The organism is Achromobacter sp. JUb104, assembly GCF_024806975.1.
Lineage (GTDB): Bacteria > Pseudomonadota > Gammaproteobacteria > Burkholderiales > Burkholderiaceae_B > Achromobacter > Achromobacter spanius.
The window spans coordinates 1,406,202-1,423,271 of sequence record NZ_JANUEY010000002.1 but is presented as its reverse complement, the minus strand read 5'-3'; the positions used below and the strand labels follow the sequence as shown (position 1 = coordinate 1,423,271).

15 protein-coding genes and 1 riboswitch are annotated in these 17,070 nt (G+C 66.8%); of the genes, 11 read left to right on the top strand and 4 right to left on the bottom strand.

Annotated features, from left to right (window positions below):
- Positions 1–17: 17 nt before the first annotated feature.
- A complete protein-coding gene (locus M2361_RS18280) occupies positions 18–1,025 on the top strand; it encodes an Lrp/AsnC family transcriptional regulator (RefSeq protein ID WP_259251046.1) in 1,008 nt (335 codons plus the stop codon).
- A 128-nt stretch (positions 1,026–1,153) separates the two neighbouring features.
- Here the strand turns inward: M2361_RS18280 and M2361_RS18275 are convergent, their stop codons facing one another.
- From M2361_RS18275 to M2361_RS18265, 3 genes are read right to left on the bottom strand one after another with little or no spacing between them, the layout of a single operon-like run.
- Complete coding sequence (locus M2361_RS18275) at positions 1,154–3,646, bottom strand: branched-chain amino acid ABC transporter ATP-binding protein/permease (protein ID WP_259251043.1); 2,493 nt, start codon at positions 3,644–3,646, stop codon at positions 1,154–1,156.
- The gene (locus M2361_RS18270) at positions 3,646–4,524 is read right to left on the bottom strand and encodes a branched-chain amino acid ABC transporter permease (protein ID WP_100853873.1); all 879 of its coding nucleotides are present in this window, start codon (positions 4,522–4,524) and stop codon (positions 3,646–3,648) included. Before M2361_RS18270 ends, M2361_RS18275 begins: the two co-directional genes overlap by 1 nt.
- A gap of 27 nt (positions 4,525–4,551) precedes the next feature.
- The gene (locus M2361_RS18265) at positions 4,552–5,742 is read right to left on the bottom strand and encodes an ABC transporter substrate-binding protein (protein ID WP_259251042.1); all 1,191 of its coding nucleotides are present in this window, start codon (positions 5,740–5,742) and stop codon (positions 4,552–4,554) included.
- 232 nt (positions 5,743–5,974) lie between these two features.
- Here M2361_RS18265 and M2361_RS18260 point away from each other — a divergent pair, with 232 nt between their 5' ends.
- The 3 genes from M2361_RS18260 to M2361_RS18250 all read left to right on the top strand — a co-directional run bounded on the left by M2361_RS18260 (position 5,975) and on the right by M2361_RS18250 (position 8,448).
- Complete coding sequence (locus M2361_RS18260) at positions 5,975–6,937, top strand: polysaccharide deacetylase family protein (protein ID WP_259251041.1); 963 nt, start codon at positions 5,975–5,977, stop codon at positions 6,935–6,937.
- A 91-nt stretch (positions 6,938–7,028) separates the two neighbouring features.
- Positions 7,029–7,805: a GntR family transcriptional regulator gene (locus tag M2361_RS18255; protein WP_259251040.1), complete on the top strand. Its 777-nt coding sequence runs from the start codon at positions 7,029–7,031 to the stop codon at positions 7,803–7,805.
- Position 7,806: 1 nt separating this feature from the next.
- A complete protein-coding gene (locus tag M2361_RS18250; RefSeq protein WP_050446162.1) occupies positions 7,807–8,448 on the top strand; it encodes a flavin reductase family protein in 642 nt (213 codons plus the stop codon).
- A gap of 110 nt (positions 8,449–8,558) precedes the next feature.
- On the opposite strand, the gene M2361_RS18245 is transcribed toward M2361_RS18250, so the two are convergent.
- Positions 8,559–9,482, bottom strand: coding sequence for a LysR family transcriptional regulator (locus tag M2361_RS18245; protein ID WP_259251037.1), 924 nt, complete (start codon positions 9,480–9,482; stop codon positions 8,559–8,561).
- 157 nt (positions 9,483–9,639) lie between these two features.
- Between M2361_RS18245 and M2361_RS18240 the strand changes: the two genes are divergently transcribed.
- The 7 genes from M2361_RS18240 to ahcY all read left to right on the top strand — a co-directional run bounded on the left by M2361_RS18240 (position 9,640) and on the right by ahcY (position 16,996).
- Positions 9,640–10,623, top strand: a complete 984-nt coding sequence (locus M2361_RS18240) for a tripartite tricarboxylate transporter substrate binding protein (protein ID WP_259251035.1) — start codon at positions 9,640–9,642, stop codon at positions 10,621–10,623.
- Between the two features lie 122 nt (positions 10,624–10,745).
- The gene (gene leuC, locus M2361_RS18235; RefSeq protein WP_259251034.1) at positions 10,746–12,167 is read left to right on the top strand and encodes a 3-isopropylmalate dehydratase large subunit; all 1,422 of its coding nucleotides are present in this window, start codon (positions 10,746–10,748) and stop codon (positions 12,165–12,167) included.
- Positions 12,164–12,820 (top strand): 3-isopropylmalate dehydratase small subunit, encoded by a 657-nt coding sequence (gene leuD, locus M2361_RS18230; protein ID WP_259251033.1) that lies wholly within the window; start codon positions 12,164–12,166, stop codon positions 12,818–12,820. The genes leuC and leuD overlap by 4 nt, the downstream gene beginning before the upstream one ends.
- Before the next feature lie 21 nt (positions 12,821–12,841).
- Positions 12,842–13,729 carry an alpha/beta fold hydrolase gene (locus M2361_RS18225; RefSeq protein ID WP_259251032.1) on the top strand — a complete coding sequence of 296 codons (888 nt, stop codon included), beginning with the start codon at positions 12,842–12,844 and terminating at the stop codon, positions 13,727–13,729.
- A 79-nt stretch (positions 13,730–13,808) separates the two neighbouring features.
- On the top strand, positions 13,809–14,045 hold the full coding sequence (locus M2361_RS18220) for a DUF1289 domain-containing protein (RefSeq protein WP_050446170.1): 237 nt from the start codon (positions 13,809–13,811) through the stop codon (positions 14,043–14,045).
- Positions 14,046–14,187: 142 nt separating this feature from the next.
- A complete protein-coding gene (locus M2361_RS18215; RefSeq protein ID WP_259251031.1) occupies positions 14,188–15,246 on the top strand; it encodes a glycosyltransferase family 1 protein in 1,059 nt (352 codons plus the stop codon).
- Between the two features lie 73 nt (positions 15,247–15,319).
- A riboswitch (S-adenosyl-L-homocysteine riboswitch) is annotated at positions 15,320–15,477 on the top strand.
- Positions 15,478–15,577: 100 nt separating this feature from the next.
- A complete protein-coding gene (gene ahcY, locus M2361_RS18210) occupies positions 15,578–16,996 on the top strand; it encodes an adenosylhomocysteinase (protein WP_100853883.1) in 1,419 nt (472 codons plus the stop codon).
- The last annotated feature ends 74 nt before the right edge of the window (positions 16,997–17,070 follow it).

The following is a 17,070-nucleotide window of genomic DNA, read 5'->3' as shown; positions in this document are numbered from 1 at the left end:
GCGCGAACGTTAGATTAATGAATATAGCCACGTCAAGTAAGGGTAAGCCCTTAACGCCAGTGCTGGATGACACCGACCTGGCCTGCCTGATCGCGTTGCAGGCAGACCCCCGCGCGTCCTGGCGCGAGCTGGGCGCGGCCACCGGCATCGCCGAACGGACCGTGGCGCGCCGCATTCGCCGCCTGATGGACGCCGATGCGCTGCGCGTCATTGCCGAACCCGATCCGCTGGCCATGGGGCAGGGCGTGGTGCTGCATGCCTGGGTGCGCTGTCGATCGGGCCGGGTGCCGGAAGTGGCGGAACAACTGGCGCGGCTGGACATCAGCCAACTCGTGGTGACGCTGGCCGGCACGGCCGACCTGATGGCCGAACTGACCCTGGCCGACGCCGCCGACATGCCGGACGTGGTGACGCGGGTGTTGCCGTCCATTGACGGCGTGGAACACGTGGAAGCACGCCTGGTGCTGCGCCCCTTCAGGCGCGCGGGCCAGTGGCGCATCCAGGCGCAGCCGTCCGTGGCCGCCGCCGAGGCCGCGCCCGCGCAGCCGCCCGCTGCGCTGAGCGAACCCGAGCAGCGCATGATGGCGCATCTGATGCGTGACGGGCGCGCCAGCCTGGCCGAGCTGGCCGAACACGCCGGGGTCAGCGAACCCACGGCGCAGCGCTTGTTGCAGCATCTGGTTGAGCGTCGCGCGCTGAGCTTCCGGGTGGAAGTTGAACCCGCCTTGGTGGGCTTTCCGTTGGAAGCGGTGATTTCAGTGCAGGTGCGGCCGCAAGCCGTTGACGCGCTGGCCGCGCATCTGGCGCTGGATCCGCACACACGCTGCCTGTTCGGCACCAGCGGCGCATCGCAACTGTTCTGGCACGTGCTGTGCCGCGACAGCCAGCATCTGTGGGAAGTGGTGACACGCCGCCTGGGTGAGCTGGACGGTGTGCTCAACAGCGAAGTCGGCGTGGTGATGCGTGCGCACAAGCGTTGCGGCATCGTGCGCGCGGGGGCGCGCCTGGAAGCGGACGCGGCCTAGCGCCCAAGGCAGGCCCGCCCGCGTTCTTTTCTGCGTTCTTGTTGCGTCCGCGCCCGCAGCCGTGGCTGCGGGGCGGGCTTGGTTGCAAGGAACCGCTCGGCGGTTGTTACCTCGGCGGGTGCATCGCTTCATGCGCCCAGATACGCCCGAGCCAACGCGCCGTCTTGCGCAATCTCCGCCGCCGACCCCTGCGCCGCCACACGGCCGGACTCCAGCACATAGGCCCGGTCCGCCAACGACAGCGCCAGCGCCGCCATCTGATCGACCAGAAGAATCGTCATGGATTCGGCGCGCAGGCGGTCCAGCGCTTCAAACAGCTCGTCGATGATCTTGGGCGCCAGGCCCAGCGACGGCTCGTCCAGCAGCAGGATCACCGGCTTGGACATCAGCCCGCGCGCAATCGCCAGCATCTGCTGTTCGCCACCCGACAAGAGGCCGGCGCGCTGATGCAGGCGTTCGCGCAGGCGCGGAAAGCGCGTCAGCATTTCCTCGACACGGGCCTCGCGGTCCTGGGGGTGCAGAAAGGCGCCCAGCCGGATGTTGTCCAGCACGCTCAAGCCGGGAAACACCTGCCGCCCTTCGGGCACCAGCACCAGGCCGCGCGCCACGATACGGTCGGCGGCCAGGTTGTTCAGTTCCATTCCTTGCAAATGCATGCCGCCTTGCGCGGGCCGATGCAGCCCGGCCAGCGTGCGCATCAAGGTCGACTTGCCCGCGCCATTGGCCCCCAGCAGCGCCACCATCTCGCCCTGGCGCACTTGCAGATCGATGCCGTGCAGCACGGGGTTCGCGCCGTAACCGGTCACCAGGTTGCCCACGCCAAGTACCTCGGGCGCAACGGGCGCGCCTTCCGGACGTTGCCGCGCGGCCGGCGCGCGCCGGGCGCTGTCATCGCCCAGATACGCCTGGCGCACGGCGGGCGACTGTTGGATCTCGGCGGGGTTGCCCTTGGCCAGTTCGCGGCCCGCGTCGATGGCCACGACGTGATCGGACACGCCCATCACCAGCGCCATGTCGTGCTCGACCAGCAGCACGCCCGCGCCCGCTTCGGCAATGCGCCGCAACAGGCCGGCCAGACGCGTCTTGTCTTCGCGCGACAGGCCCGCGGCCGGCTCGTCCATCAGCAGGATGTCGGCGTCGGTGGCCAAGGCGCGCGCAATCTCCACCAGCCGTCGGTCCACGTGCGGCAGGTCGGCGGCGGGCACGTTCAGCGCGCCTTCATAGCCGCAGAACCCCAGCAGCGCACGCGCGCGTTCGCGCACGTCAGGCGCCAGGTAGCGGCGCGATCCCAGCAGCCCGCCCAGGCGGCCGCGCACCATGCCCAGCGCCACGTTGTCTTCCACGGTCAAGGTGTCGAACAACTGCGACGTCTGATAAGTGCGGGCAATGCCGCCGCGCGCCACGCGATAGGCGGGCAAGGCGGCCAGCGGCGTGTCACCCAGCGACACCGCGCCGCTGGTGGGCTGGTAGTAGCCGCTGAGCATGTTGATGACGGTGGACTTGCCCGCGCCATTGGGGCCGATCAGCGCCGTGACGGCGGCGGGCGGCACGTTGAACGACACGGACTGCACGGCGCGCACGCCGCCAAACGTCATGGTCAGCGCATCGGCGCGCAGCACGCGCCCGGCGCGCCCGCCCATCGACATGCCGCCGCCATGGCGCGGTGCAAGCGCCTGGCCCGCCGCGTTGCGACGCCAGCGCGACAGCAAGCCGGCCACGCCGTCCGGCGCCGCCCACAGCACCACCAGCAGGAACACGCCGAAGAACAGCAGGCGGTATTCCTCCAGGCTGGACAGCAGTTCGGGCAGCAGGCCCACCACCACCGCGCCCAGCAAGGGCCCGGCCAGGGATCCCGCGCCGCCCAGCGTCACCGCCAGCACGAACAGAATCGACTGCATGAAATTGAAGTTGTGCGGCGTGATCATGCCGGTCTGCGGTGCGTACAGCCCGCCCGCCAAGCCCACCACCGCCGCCGACACCATGAACGCCACCGTCTTGACCATCAAGGGATTGATGCCGATGGATTCGCTGGCGGTCTCGCTGTCTTTCACCGCGCGCATCGCGGCGCCCCAGGTGCCGCGTGACAGCAGCGCGTATGCCGCCAGCGCCACGAACACGGTCACGATCGCCAGCATCGCCACGCCCCGGTCGCCGCCAATGCCGCCCAGCGCGGGCTGCGCGATGCCCATCAGGCCGTTCTGCCCGCCGGTGACGTCGCCGCCTTCGATCAGCGCGTGTTCAACGATAAAGCCGAAGGCGATGGTGATCATGGCCAGGTACGGCCCCTTCACGCGCAGCGCGGGCAGGGCCAGCAGCAGGCCGAAGGCGCCCGCCACCAATGCGGCCATGGGCCACGCCAGCCAGAAGCTCCAGCCCGCCTGGCCGGTCAGGATGGCCACGGTGTAGGCGCCGATGGCGTAGAAGCCCGCGTGGCCGAATGACATCTGCCCGGTCAACCCCAGCAGCACGTTAAGGCCAATGCCGGCCAACGCCAGCAGCGCCACGTTGCCCAGCACGAAGACGTAATAGCCGTTGACGGTAGCCGCCAGAACCAGGGCGGCCACGGCCAGCAGCGCGTAGAGCGCCAGCCACAGCCGGCGCGATGCAAGTCGCTTATTCATCAGACCTTCCTGACATCGGCGCGGCCGAACAATCCGTTCGGACGCACGGCCAACATGACGATCACCAGCGTGAAGCTGATGATGTGGGTGTACCCAGAGCCCAGGTTCACGGTGATCAGCGCTTCGACCACCCCAAACAGCAGGCCCGCGATCATCACGCCCCAGGCGCTGGTGATGCCGCCCAGGATGGCCACCACATAGGCCTTCAAGCCGAACAGCGTGCCCATGTCCGCCTGCACGTTGAACAGCGGCGCCACCAGCGCGCCGGCCACGCCCGCGAACAGCGTGGACACGGCGAAGGCGGCCATGATGGCGCGGCGCACGGGGATGCCCATGAGCCGCGCGGCGTTCGGGTTCTGCACCACGGCCAGCAGCGCCACGCCCCAGCGCGTGCGGCGCGACAGGGTGTGCAGCGCGGCGGCCAGCGTCAGTCCGACCAGCGGAATCAGCAGTTGCAGCGGGTAGACGCCCAGCCCCAGGCCACCGATTTCAAGCGGGGCTTGGGCCAAAGGCGAAGGCAGGCTGCGCGGTTCCTTGCCGAAGGTGAACATCACCACGTTGTCCAGCACGATGCCCAGCGCCACCGTCGACATCAGCCAGGCGTTGGAGCCCCGGCTGGCAAACGGCCGCACGGCCAGCCGCTCGACCACCAGCCCATACAGGGCGCAGAGCGCCAGCGCCACCAACAGCGCGGGCGCCAGCGGCCAGCCCAGGGTCTGGACGAACGTGTAGGTCAGCACGGCGCCCAGCATCATGGAACTGCCCTGGGCGAAATTCACCGTTCCCGACACGGCGTAGGTCAGGTAGAAGCCCAGGGCCATCAGCCCGTACATGCTTCCCAGACCCAGGCCGCTGACAATGGCGGACATCAACAACATGCGCGTCTCCCGCGTGATGCAATCGGCTTATTGCGCGCCCTTGACGGGCAGGATGCGGTTGTCGACGAAGTGCGTCCACACGTAGTCGTTTTCGCGCAGCGCGTCGTGCGACGTGGGGGTGAAGGGCTGTTCGTAGGTCTTGATCAGGCCGTCGTACTTGCCGATCTTGTAGAAGCCCTGGCGCACCGCGTCGCCATCGGTCGAGCCGGCCTGCGCGATGGCCAGCGCGGCCAGTTGCATGCCGTCATAGGCGTTGGCCACGCCCACCGCCGGCGTGATGTCTTGCGGGCCCTTGATGTCGGAATACTTGGTCTTCAGCGCCTGCAAGACCTTTTCGCCCACCGGCCCTTGCTTGCCGAAGAAGCTGTAGGTCTGCACGAAGTGCACGTTCTTGGCGTTGGGGCCGGCCAATTCGGTAAAGCGCCCGCCTGCCGGACCCCAGTGCGACACGATCGGCACCTTCCAGCCCATGCGGTCCAGCGACTTCACCACTTGCGCCGACGGGCCCACGTTGCCCACCATGAACAGCGTGTCCGCGCCCGCGGCCTTCAGGCGGCTCAGTTGCGGCACCACGTCCAGGTCATTGGGCTGGAACTTTTCCGTGCCCGCCGCCGTGACCTTGGCGGCGGCCATTGCGGCGTTCAGCCCTTTTTCGTTGGATTCGCCCCAAGGGTTGTTCACCAGGATCAGCCCGGGCTTGGTCGTCTGAAACGTCTTTTGCGCGTACTGCAGCATGGCGCTGTCGACGATCTCGTCCATGGCCGACACGCGGAACACAAAGTTGGGGTTGCCCTTGTTGTGCGTGATGGCGGTGCCGGCGGCCCAGGGGCCCATGAACGGCACCTTTTCCTGGTTCACGATGGGCACGATGGCCATCGATACCGGGGTGTCCAGCCCGCCGAACAGCACCGTCACTTTCTCTTTGAAGATCAGCTCGCGCGCGGCGGCCATGCCCTTGGCGGGGTTGCCTTCGTCGTCACGCCGCACCAGCTCGATCTTGCGGCCGCCCAACAGGCCGCCCTTGGCGTTGATCTCGTCGATGGCAATGGTCATGCCGCGCGTCAGCGCTTCGCCCGCGCGGGCGGATTCACCCGACAGCGCGGTGATCAGGCCGATCTTGATGGGGTCGGCGGCAAGCGCCGGTTGCAGGGCGAGGCCGGCCGTGAATAGGGCGGCGGCGGTGGCGCGAAGCATGAAGGAACGGCGGGTCGGGACCATCGAGACACTCCTGAAAAAAGTGGAACGGATCTTGCATGGGGTTAAGGGCTGCTTCCCTACCCCATGCAAGATCCATGCCACCTGCGTCCACCGGGTCGCTGAATGCCAGGATCCCTCTGCCACGAGGGGAGATGTGGCGTCTTTGGGCGTGGTTTGTATGCGTCAGAACCGAGTTTTGTTTCCAAAGAACCAAGAATTTTGTTAACAATCATGCATCAGGATTTGCACCAAAATGAACCCAACCTTGCTTGCAGGCACTAATCCGGGGCGTGACGACGCCGCTGCCTGGACCCCCGAGGCCCTGGCTTGCCACGGCCGCTTTGCCTATCAACCGATTGCCGGTCGGCCGGACTACACCTGGCCGAACGGGGCGCGGCTGGCCGTGTACCTGGGCTTCAACATCGAGCATTTCGCCTTTGGCGAAGGGCTGGGGGCGGAACTGGGACCGGCCTCGCCGCATCCCGACGTGCTGAACTACGCCTGGCGCGAATACGGCAACCGCGTGGGGGCGTGGCGCTGCCTGGAATTGTTTGACGAACTGCGCTTGCCCGCAGGCGTGCTGATCAACACCGCGCTGTATGACCATTGCCCCGACCTGATCGACGCCTTCCTGGCGCGTGGCGACGAACTGATCGGCCACGGCTACAGCAACGCCCATCGGCAGGGCGGCTTGCCCGAAGCCGAGGAAAGCGCGCTGCTGGCGCATTGCCGCGACCGCATTGCTGAACACGCCGGCCAGGCGCCAGCGGGCTGGCTGTCGCCCTGGATATCGGAAAGCCGCGCCACGCCCGACCTGCTGGCCGAAGCCGGCTACCGCTACACGCTCAACTGGTGCCACGACGACCAGCCCATGCGCATGCGCACGCGCGCAGGCGAGCTATGGGCCATTCCGTACCCGCAGGAACTCAACGACATCCCGATGATCATGGGCCGCAAGATGGACGCGCGCGACTTTGCCGATATGATTCTTGACCAGTTCGAAGAGATGCGCGCGCAGGCGCTGCGCCAGCCGCTGGTGATGGGCATTGCGCTGCATCCCTATATTGTTGGGCAACCGTATCGCCTGCGGCATCTGCGACGGGCGCTGGCGCCATTGGCGGCCGCGCGCGACCGGGGCGAGATCTGGTTCACCACGCCCGGAGAAATCTGCCGTCACGTGGACAGCCTGCCGTCCGGCGTGATCGCCGCGCTCTGACGGGCCAATCCGCCCGTTCGAACCGCGCCGATGCCCGTAATGCCCGTAATGCCCGTAATGCCCGTCTTGCACGTTTATCCCCGAGTCCAGCATGCCAACCCGAAGCCCCGCAACACCCCGCGCCAAGCCCGCTGCCCGTAAACCGATTGCCGTCGAACCCGCCGTAGCGGGCGCCGCCAGCGCGGGCGACGGCTCGCCCGACAGCGACATGGAACGCCGCATCTGCGAAGCGGTATATGAAAGCGTGATGAGCCAGCGCCTGACGCCCGGCACGAAGCTGCCCGAGGCCGCGATCTGCGAGCTGTTCGGCGTGTCGCGCTCGGTGGCGCGCAAAGCCTTGCAGCGCCTGGCGCACGAGCACGTGGTGGACCTGCACCACAACCGGGGCGCCGTGGTGGCCGAACCCACGCCCGAAGACACGCGCCAGATCTTCCAGGCGCGCCGTGCGCTGGAAGCCGCGCTGCTGCCCTTGGCCGTGGCGCGCGCCACCAAGGCCGACTATGCGTCGCTGCGCAAGCAGTTGCGCGATGAACACGCCTTGCTGCATCGCGCCGGCCAGCCCGCGTGGGCGCGTCAGGCCAGCGCGTTTCACGTGCGGCTGGGCGAGCTTTCCGGCAACGCCATCCTGCACGGCTATCTGGCCGAGCTGGTGTCGCGCTGCTCGCTCATCGTGGCGCTGTACGAACCGCCCGGCAACGCCGCGTGCGAACACGACGAACACGTGCTGATCGTGGACCTGATGGAACGCGGCGACGTGGCCCAGGCCGTGAAGATCAATGACAACCACTTGGCGGACCTGGAGCGGCGCATCAGCCTTGAGCGCCCGCAGCCCGCGCAAACCCTTGCCCAGATGCTGGGACTGGCCTGATATGGAAATCGACTTCGACGCAATCACCGAATACCAGCGCTACAAGCTGATGGCCAGCCTGATCGTGCCCCGCCCGATCGCGCTGATCACCACCTTGTCCGAAACCGGCGTGGTCAACGCGGCGCCGTTCAGCATGTTCAACATGCTGGGCGAAGACCCGCCCATCGTCATGGTCAGCATCAACCGCCTGGAAGACGGTGGCTTGAAGGACACGGCGCGCAACATCGCCCGCGACAAGGAATTCGTGGTGCACCTGACCGACGAGGCCATGGCCGAAAAAATGCACCGTTGCGGTGACCGCCTGCCCGCCGACGTCAGCGAACTGGCCCACGCCGGCCTGGACGCCGCGCCCAGCCACCACGTCAAGCCGCCGCGCATCGTGCAGGCCCCCGTCGCGTTCGAATGCACGCTGTACGAAACCATGGAAACCGCCAGCCGCCAGATCTTCATCGGCCAGGTGCGCTGGCTGCACGCGCGCGACGGCCTGATCGACACGGAAACCTGGCGCGTGCGCTTGCAGGATTACTTCCCGGTGGGCAGGTTCGGCGCAAGCTTCTACGTCACCACGCGCGACCGCTACGCCATCGGCGCGGGCGACGCGCCGGCGGGCACGGCAGCGAGCACGGCGATTGATGAGATTTAAACCTGCGTGCGTGTGACGTAGCTATGGGATCTGTGGCCCACGGGCTACAGATCGGCGGACAGTTGCATGGCTTGTAGCCCCGGGGCTACAAGAAACCCGTTCGCGGTCTATCACCACGCTCCACCCGCGCCGCCCGGCCCCTTCAAATACCGCGCGAAGCGCTGTGACAGAAAATCCACGAAGGCCACCGTCTTGGCCGGCAGGTTCAGGCGTTCGGGGTACAGCGCGTGGATGTCGGCGGCCGGAGTGCGCCAGTCGGTCAGCACTTCGCGCAGTCGGCCGTCGCGCAGGTAGGCGGCGGTTTCCCATTCCGAGCGCATGACGATGCCGTGGCCGTCCAGCGCCCATTCCAGCGCGCTTTGGCCGTCGTTGGAACTGACCGGGCCGCGCACTTTCACGGTTTCCGCGCGTTGGCCGGATTCCAGCCGCCAGGTGCCGTAGGCGACCTCGTTTTCGCGCACCACGATGCAGCGGTGGCGTTGCAGCTCGCCCGGGGTGCGGGGTTCGCCGTAGGTGGCCAGGTAGCGGGGCGACGCGCACAGCAGCCGGCGGTTGGACGCGATCTTGCGGGCCGTCAGGCGGGCGTCGGGCAGGTCGCCGAAGCGCACGGCCACGTCGAAGCCTTCTTCGATCAGGTTCAAGGGCCTGTCCGTCAGCCGCATCTGCACTTCCACATCGGGATACTGGCGCGCGAAATCCGAGACGGCCGGCACGATGTGCGCGCGGCCGAAGCCGAACGTGGCGTTCAGCCGCAGCAGGCCCTGAGGTTGTGCGCGGGCGCTGGACACCGAGCGTTCCAGCGCCTCAAGGTCAGCCAGGATGCGCCCGCCTTCGGCGAGATACAGCTCGCCTTCCTGGGTAACGCTGACGCGCCGGGTGGTGCGGTTCAGCAGCCGCACGCCCAGACGCTGCTCCAGCCGGGCCAGCCTGGCGCTGATGGCGGGCGGCGTCAGGCCCAGTTCGCGCGCCGTGGCGGACAGGTTGCCGTGTTTGACCACCAGCGAAAAGAAAGCAAGATCGGAAAGGGCGTCCATGGCAGTCCCCAAGGCGGTGGCCATTTATAAATTAAATCTAATAAAGATTTCGTTTTTTGGCGAATTATAAAGACCCAGGCGGCCTATAAACTGGCCGCTCCACTATAGAGCCGCAGTGCCACTGCGCCACCACGCGGCCAACCGAGGAGACATCCGCATGACCATCAAACCCGTAGCCGGCGCCCTGTGCGCGGCCCTTGCCGTTGCAGCCTGTTGGACCGCGCCGGCCACTGCCGCCGACGCTTTTCCTGATCGGGCGATCACGCTGATCGTGCCCTTTGCGCCTGGCGGCAGCGTGGATATCGCCGCGCGCCTGATCTCGGAGGCCTGGGGCCGCGCGCTGGGGCAGAGCGTGATCATCGAGAACCGGGCCGGCGCGTCCGGCAACATCGGCATGTCCGCCGTGGCGCGCGCCCAGCCCAATGGCTACACGCTGGGCATCAATACCATGTCGCTGGCCATCAACCCGGCGCTGTTCAAGACCATGCCGTTCGACACCCGCAAAGACCTGCGCTCGGTGGGCACCGTGGGCACGTCGCAGCACGTGCTGACGGTGACGAACGCCTTGCCCGTGGCCAACGTCAGCGAACTGCTGGCCTATGTGCGCGCTCGCCCCGCGAATGACCTGAGCTTTGGGTCGGCCGGCACCGGCAGCACCTTCCACATGGCGGCGGAATTGTTCAAGTCCGTGTCCAAGACGCAGATCCTGCATGTGCCGTACAAGGGCGGCGGCCCGGCCATGGTGGACACCATCAGCGGCCAGGTGCAGATGAGTTTTCCGGTGTTGTCCGCCGCCAAGCCCCAAGTCGACGGCAAGAAGCTGCGCGCCCTGGGCGTGACCGGCACGACGCGCTCGCCGCTGCTGCCCGATGTGCCGACCATCGCCGAGTCCGGCCTGCCGGGCTATGAGTTCAACACCTGGTTTGTCGTCAGCGCGCCGGCTGGCACGCCGCAACCGGTTATCGACACCTTGAACGCCAAGCTGGCCGAAGCCCTGCAATCGCAGGAGCTCAGCACGCGCATGCAGAAAGAGGGCTTCGAGCCGCTGGTGTCGACGCCCGCGAAGACGGACGACATGGTGGCCGCCGAAATGACGCGCTGGGCCAAGGTGGTGAAGGACGCCGGTATTCAGGCCAACTGACTGGCTGATTGAAGCCATTGCAAGACGCGCCCGCGCCTGTCGCGGGCGTCTGAATCCAAGCAAGCAAGACCAGAATGCAACACCAGAACGCAACAACAGAACGCAAGACAAGGAAGCAAGACATGCCCCGCATGACGCTGTACGACAAACTGGTGGCCAGCCATGAGGTGGCCCGCATCGACGACGAGCACATTCTGCTGTACGTGGATCTGCACATCATGAACGAATACACCAGCCCGCAAGCCTTCAGCGGACTGGCCGCGCGCGGCCGCGACGTGCTGCGGCCGGGGCAGCAGATGGCGGTGGTGGACCACATCATTCCCACGCACCCGGTGCCGTCGGCGCTGCGCGTGATTGCCGATGAGGCGTCGTCGCGCCAGGCCGTGAACCTGAAACGCAATTGCGACGCGCAGCACATCGCGCTCTTCGATACGACCGACCCGTTGCAGGGCATCGAGCACGTGATCGCGCCCGAGCACGGCATGATTCTGCCCGGCATGGTGGTGCTGTGCGGCGACAGCCACACCACCACCTATGGCGCCCTGGGCGCGTTGGGCTTTGGCATCGGCACGTCGGAAGTCGAACACATCCTGGCCACGCAGACGCTGGTGTACCGCGTGGCGCGCAACATGCGCGTGCGGGTCGACGGCGTACTGGGCACGGGCGTGTCCGCCAAGGACCTGGTGATTTACCTGGTGCATCGCATCGGCGCACAAGGCGCGCGCGGCCATGCGGTGGAATTCTGCGGCGAGGCGATCGACGCCTTGTCGGCCGAGGCCCGCATGACCCTGTGCAACATGACGGTGGAAGCCGGCGCGCGCGCCGCGCTGATCGCGCCGGACGCCACGACCGACGGCTACGTCACCGCGCACGCGCCGCAGTTGCAGGGCGACATGCTGGCGCAAGCGCGCGCGTACTGGGCCACGCTGCGCACCGATGCCGACGCGGTGTTCGACGCCGAACACGTGTTCCATGCCGCCGACATCGCGCCGTTCGTCACCTGGGGCACCAGCCCCGATCAAGCGGTGCCGGTCACGGGTTGTGTGCCCGACCCGCAAGCCGAACCCGATCAACTCGCCCGGCTGGCGCTGCAAAAGGCCATGGACTATATCGGCCTGGAACCCGGCGCGCCGATCGCCGGAGTGCCGGTGGACCGCGTGTTCATTGGGTCCTGTACCAACGGGCGTATTGAAGACCTGCGCGTGGTGGCCGGGCTGGTGCGGGGCAGGAAGGTGGCGGCGGGCGTGCGTGCCATGGTCGTGCCGGGTTCTGGCGCGGTGCGCGCGCAGGCCGAAGCCGAAGGCCTGGCGGCGCTGCTGATCGAGGCGGGTTTTGAATGGCGCCAACCGGGCTGTTCGATGTGCCTGGCGATGAACGACGACGTGCTGCGCCCGGGCGAGCGCTGCGCGTCCACCACCAACCGAAATTTTGAAGGACGCCAGGGGCGGGCAGGGCGCACGCACCTGATGAGCCCGGCGATGGCCGCCGCCGCCGCGCTGGCCGGCCGCATCGTTGACGTCCGTGACTGGAGCCAAACCCAATGAATCCGCTGATTGAAGGCATCGCCGCGCCGTTGCCGTTCTCCAACCTGGACACCGACCAGATCATGCCCAAGCAGTTCTTGCGCATCATCGACAAGGCGGGGCTGGACCGAGGCCTGCTGTATGACCTGCGCTTTGACGAGCATGGCGCCCCGCGCGCGGACTTCGTGCTGAACCAGGATGCCTATGCGGGCACGTCGGTGCTGGTGGCGGGCCCGAACTTCGGCTGCGGATCCAGCCGCGAGCACGCGGTGTGGGGCTTGCAGCAGTTCGGCATCCGCGCGGTGATCGCGCCCAGCTTTGGTGAAATCTTCTACTTCAATGCGGTCAACAACGGCCTGCTGCTGGTCAGCCTGCCGCCCGCCGATGTCGACGCTTTGCTCGCGCGGGTGTCCAATACGCAAGCGCCCGGGAACCACCGCGTGGCCATCGACGTGATGGCGGGCCAGGTCCGCGCCGCCGACGGCTGGACGGCGGGCTTCAGCCTGCCGGAGCGGCATCGCCGCATGTTTGCGCAAGGCCAGGACCTGGTGGGCGCGTCGCTGTTGCAATTGCCTGACGTGGAGCGCTTCGAGGCCGCCCACTGGGCGCGGCATCCGTGGATGAAGGATGTGGCGCGCACGGTTCGCGACCGCCTGGATTCCGCTAGACAATAAACGCACAAGGAGACCCTACCCATGACCGCATTTTTCGACCTGCCCGTGCGCCGCATCCCGGCTAATGGCATTGAGATCGCCGCGCGCATCGACGGGTCGGGCCCGCCCTTGCTGCTGCTGCATGGCCATCCTCAAACCAGCGCCATCTGGCACCGCGTGTGGCCGGAGCTGACCCGGCATCGCACCTGCGTGGCGGCCGACCTGCGCGGCTATGGCGACAGCACCAAGCCCGTGGCCACGCCGGACCACGCCGCGCATTCCAAGCGCGAGATGGCCGCCGACATGCTGGGCGTGATGCGCGCGTTGGGCCACGAGCGTTTCGAGGTGCTGGCGCATGACCGGGGCGCGCGCGTGGCGCATCGGCTGGCGCTGGACCATGCCGGCGCCGTGTCGCGCATGATGCTGCTGGATATCGCGCCGACGCTGGACATGTACGAAGGCACCACGCGCGCCTTCGCCCAGGCGTACTTCCATTGGTTCTGGTTGATTCAGCCCGCGCCCGGTCCGGAAACCATGATCGAGCACGACCCCGTTTTCTACCTGCGTTCGGTGATGGGTGGACGCCCCGGCGGCCTGGTGCATTTTTCCACCGAGGCGATGGCCGAATACGAACGCACGGCCCGCTTGCCCGGTTGGGCCACCGGGTTGTGCGAAGACTATCGCGCGTCGGCCACGGTGGATCTGGACCACGACCGCGCGGGCCGCGCCTCGGGCGAGCGGCTGCGCATGCCGGTGCGGGCGCTTTGGGGCGAGCGCGGGGCGGTGGGCAAGAATTTCGACGTGCTGGCGCTATGGCAGGCGATTGCCGACGAGGTCTCGGGCGGCCCCTTGCCGGGGGCGCATTACCTGGCCGAAGAATGCCCGGATGCCGTGCTGCAAGAGGCCGGCGCGTTCTTCGGATGGCGCTGAACGGCCGCCGTCAAGCTAGCCTTGGTGGGCGATAGGGCTATCCATAAAGGGACACAGCCCGGGTGGTAACCTTCGCCCCATGAATCGTTACTTCGCTGATCTTTCCGAACTGCCCGACCCTGAAGACGCCCAGCGCGTCTTCAAGGCAACCGACTCCCCCTGCGTGGCCGTGTGCTCGACCCTGTTCGACGACATCTGCCGAGGCTGCGGCCGCACGGCCATGGAAGTCGCCAACTGGGTGTTCATGTCGGAAGAGGAAAAGCGCGACGTCTGGGTGCGCATCAAGGCGCAGGGGTACCCCCGGCGCAACAACTAAGGCGGGGCGGGCCGGGTCTACCGGCCATTTTTTTTCCCCGCTGTTTCGGGTCTGGCCAACGTGGCCTGGTGTCGTGGCCCTGTCACATGGCACGGGCTAAATCGCGGTATCGCCGCAAACGCGGCGCACTTCCGGCCCTATCATGCGCATCGTCCTGGTTACGGATGCCTGGCATCCGCAAGTCAATGGCGTCGTCCGCACCTGGACGACCATGCGGCAGATTCTGCATGAATGGGGCCACGAGCTGATCGTGGTGAGCCCGGAGGGCAGCCGAACCGTGCCGGCGCCGTCCGAACCCGACTTGCGGCTGTGCCTGCAACCCGGGCGGCAATTGCGCCGCATCCTGGGCGACACCATTCCCGACGCGCTGCACATTGCCACCGAAGGCCCGCTGGGGCTGGCGGCGCGCCGCATGGCGCTGTCGCGCGGCTGGCAATTCACGACGTCATTCCACACCATGTTCCCCGACTACCTGCAAGCGCGGATGGGCATTCCCGCCGCGTTGCCGTGGCGCTACCTGCGCTGGTTCCACCGGCCTTCGCAATGCGTGCTGGTGCCCACGCCCACGGTGCGCGATGTGCTGGTGCGTCGTGGCCTGGGCAACTTGCAGGTCTGGTCGCGAGGGGTGGACGCGCGCAAATTCCAGCCGACCCGAAGCCAGGCATTCGCGCATCTGCCGCGCCCTGTCTTTCTGAGCGTGGGCCGCGTGGCGCGCGAGAAGAACCTGGATGCCTTTCTGTCGCTGGACCTGCCGGGCAGCAAGGTGGTGGTGGGGGCGGGCCCGGACGAGGCGCGGCTGAAAAAGCGCTTTCCCGATGCGGTCTTCCTGGGCATGCAGCAGGACGACGCGCTGCCCTCGTTCTACGCCGCGGCCGATGTGTTCGTGTTTCCCAGCCTGACCGACACGTTCGGCCTGGTGATGCTGGAGGCGATGGCTTGCGGCACGCCCGTGGCGGCGTTTCGCAGCGAGGCGCCGCTGGCGGTGGTGAACCAGGGCGTCACCGGCTGCCTGGACGACGACCTGGCCCAAGCCTGCCGCGCCGCGCTGCCGCTGGACCGTGACGCAGTGCGGGCGCATGCGCTGACCCGCAGCTGGGACACGGTGGCGACGAGCTTGCTGGATGCGCTGGTGCCGCTGGTGGCCGTGCCGCCGCAAGTGCCGGCATCCCCTTCCCGCGCCGCGTCGGCGCGGGCGGAATGATGAACTGATCTTTCCCTGGTTTTTTTCAGGGACGGAATTCCGCGCACCGTGCCGAACCGGTACAATGCCCGGCAATCCTGAGGAGCGTTGCGACGACCCAGCGGTTCCCGCCTTGCACGGTAAGTGCAACGGCAATGTGCAATAGCACGTGGACCCCGGCTCGCCAGGCTCAGGAATCCTTGTTCAAGCGCCGCGCCTTGCGCGTCGCTACAGCAACGGCGCTCACCTTTGTCGCATATGGCGGGAAAGGCGAGCACTCGACTGTCGTGGTGTATTCGCGTTGTCCGGCCATATCGTGCGCCGTTCGATATTCACGTGGAGCCCACACACCATGAACGCTGTTACTGATAAATCCTTCTCCGATTACCTGGTTGCCGACCTGTCGCTGGCTGGCTGGGGCCGTCGCGAACTGGCCATTGCCGAAACCGAAATGCCCGGCCTGATGGCCATCCGCGAAGAGTTCGCCGCCGCGCAGCCGCTCAAGGGCGCGCGCATCGCAGGCAGCCTGCACATGACCATCCAGACCGGCGTGCTGATCGAAACGCTGGTGGCCCTGGGCGCCGAAGTGCGCTGGGCCTCGTGCAACATCTTCTCCACGCAAGACCACGCCGCCGCCGCCATCGCCGCGTCCGGCACGCCGGTCTTCGCCGTCAAGGGCGAAACGCTGGAAGAGTACTGGCAGTACACCCACAAGATTTTCGAATGGCCCAATGGCCAGCACGCCAACATGATCCTCGACGACGGCGGCGACGCCACGTTGATGCTGCACCTGGGCACCAAGGCCGAGAAAGACATCTCGGTGCTGGCCAACCCGGGCAGCGACGAAGAGCGCATCCTGTTCGCCGCCATCAAGGAAACGCTCAAGCGTGATCCGAAGTGGTATTCCACCCGCCTGGCGCAGATCAAGGGCGTGACGGAAGAAACCACGACCGGCGTGCATCGCCTGTACCAGATGTCGCAAAAGGGCGAGCTGGCCTTTGCCGCCATCAACGTCAACGACTCGGTCACCAAGTCCAAGTTCGACAACCTGTACGGCTGCCGTGAATCGCTGGTGGACGGCATCAAGCGCGCCACCGACGTGATGGTTGCCGGCAAGATCGCCGTCGTGGCCGGTTACGGCGACGTGGGCAAGGGCTGCGCCCAGGCGCTGGTCGCCTTGCGCGCCCAAGTCTGGGTTACCGAAATCGACCCGATCTGCGCCCTGCAAGCCGCGATGGAAGGCTTCAAGGTCGTGACGATGGAAGAAGCTGCCGTTCATGGCGACATCTTCGTTACCGCCACCGGCAACTACCACGTCATCACGCGCGAGCACATGAACGCCATGAAGGACCAGGCGATCGTCTGCAACATCGGCCACTTCGATAACGAAATCGACGTTGCCGGCCTGGCTGACTGCCAGTGGGAAGAAATCAAGCCGCAGGTTGATCACGTGATCTTCCCGGACGGCAAGCGCATCATCCTGCTGGCCCAAGGCCGCCTGGTGAACCTGGGTTGCGCCACCGGCCACCCGTCGTTCGTGATGTCGTCGTCGTTCGCCAACCAGACCATCGCCCAGATCGAACTGTTCACGCGCAACGAAGCCTACAAGTCGGGCGAAGTCTATGTGCTGCCCAAGCACCTGGACGAAAAGGTTGCGCGCCTGCACTTGAAGAAGCTGGGTGTGAAGCTGACGACGCTGCGCAAGGATCAGGCCGACTACATCAACGTGCCGGTCGAAGGCCCCTTCAAGCCCGAGCACTACCGCTATTGATTGGTTGAAAGCACAATAGGAAATGCCGCGCCATGTTGGCGCGGGTTTCCAAGCCGCGGGCGAACCTGGTTTTC

Bases quoted from the DNA above. Each gene is read 5' to 3' on its own strand.
- M2361_RS18280 (WP_259251046.1), top strand. From the start codon at position 18: ATGAATATAGCCACGTCAAGTAAGGGTAAGCCCTTAACGCCAGTGCTG.
- M2361_RS18275 (WP_259251043.1), bottom strand. From the start codon at position 3,646: ATGAATAAGCGACTTGCATCGCGCCGGCTGTGGCTGGCGCTCTACGCG.
- M2361_RS18270 (WP_100853873.1), bottom strand. From the start codon at position 4,524: ATGTTGTTGATGTCCGCCATTGTCAGCGGCCTGGGTCTGGGAAGCATG.
- M2361_RS18265 (WP_259251042.1), bottom strand. From the start codon at position 5,742: ATGGTCCCGACCCGCCGTTCCTTCATGCTTCGCGCCACCGCCGCCGCC.
- M2361_RS18260 (WP_259251041.1), top strand. From the start codon at position 5,975: ATGAACCCAACCTTGCTTGCAGGCACTAATCCGGGGCGTGACGACGCC.
- M2361_RS18255 (WP_259251040.1), top strand. From the start codon at position 7,029: ATGCCAACCCGAAGCCCCGCAACACCCCGCGCCAAGCCCGCTGCCCGT.
- M2361_RS18250 (WP_050446162.1), top strand. From the start codon at position 7,807: ATGGAAATCGACTTCGACGCAATCACCGAATACCAGCGCTACAAGCTG.
- M2361_RS18245 (WP_259251037.1), bottom strand. From the start codon at position 9,482: ATGGACGCCCTTTCCGATCTTGCTTTCTTTTCGCTGGTGGTCAAACAC.
- M2361_RS18240 (WP_259251035.1), top strand. From the start codon at position 9,640: ATGACCATCAAACCCGTAGCCGGCGCCCTGTGCGCGGCCCTTGCCGTT.
- leuC (WP_259251034.1), top strand. From the start codon at position 10,746: ATGCCCCGCATGACGCTGTACGACAAACTGGTGGCCAGCCATGAGGTG.
- leuD (WP_259251033.1), top strand. From the start codon at position 12,164: ATGAATCCGCTGATTGAAGGCATCGCCGCGCCGTTGCCGTTCTCCAAC.
- M2361_RS18225 (WP_259251032.1), top strand. From the start codon at position 12,842: ATGACCGCATTTTTCGACCTGCCCGTGCGCCGCATCCCGGCTAATGGC.
- M2361_RS18220 (WP_050446170.1), top strand. From the start codon at position 13,809: ATGAATCGTTACTTCGCTGATCTTTCCGAACTGCCCGACCCTGAAGAC.
- M2361_RS18215 (WP_259251031.1), top strand. From the start codon at position 14,188: ATGCGCATCGTCCTGGTTACGGATGCCTGGCATCCGCAAGTCAATGGC.
- ahcY (WP_100853883.1), top strand. From the start codon at position 15,578: ATGAACGCTGTTACTGATAAATCCTTCTCCGATTACCTGGTTGCCGAC.